This is a genomic window from Methanocalculus natronophilus, assembly GCF_038751955.1.
Taxonomy (GTDB): Archaea; Halobacteriota; Methanomicrobia; order Methanomicrobiales; family Methanocorpusculaceae; genus Methanocalculus; species Methanocalculus natronophilus.
On sequence record NZ_JBCEXH010000054.1, the window covers coordinates 1 to 437 of the forward strand.

At 37.5% G+C, this 437-nt stretch carries 1 protein-coding gene; it reads right to left on the minus strand.

Annotated features, from left to right (window positions below; genetic code table 11):
* Nucleotides 1-349: hypothetical protein (locus tag ABCO64_RS10355; RefSeq protein ID WP_343089406.1), on the minus strand; the 349-nt coding region annotated here is incomplete at its 3' end.
* Between the last annotated feature and the right edge of the window lie 88 nt (nucleotides 350-437).

The following is a 437-nucleotide window of genomic DNA, read 5'->3' on the forward strand; positions in this document are numbered from 1 at the left end:
TATTTTCTTCAAACAAGAATTCTAAACGGTCTTTAATATATCGTCTTAAATCTTCTAAGTACGCATTAATGGTTTTTAAATCTACACTTTCCATCTCACCACTTAATCCAAAACGAATGGCTTCACGGTAGTCTTCACGTGCTTTGACTCTCGCTTTATACGCATGGCCTTTATTCAAGGCTTCAAAGAAACGTTTCATCTCAATAGGAAGCGTTGTTTCTCCGCTCGATGGATATTTAGATAAAAATTCCACAATTCTTAATAGTTCAATTGTTTCACTCACGCCTGAACCATGTAAGCCCGGCACACCATTCATCGCATCGTTCCACCCTGGTTTATCCGCTTCCATCTCAATGCCTAAGCCTTCGTTATCTAACAAACTGTGTTTATTCATAACAAGACTTAACAGTTTAACAAATAAGGTTGAGGTATAATGC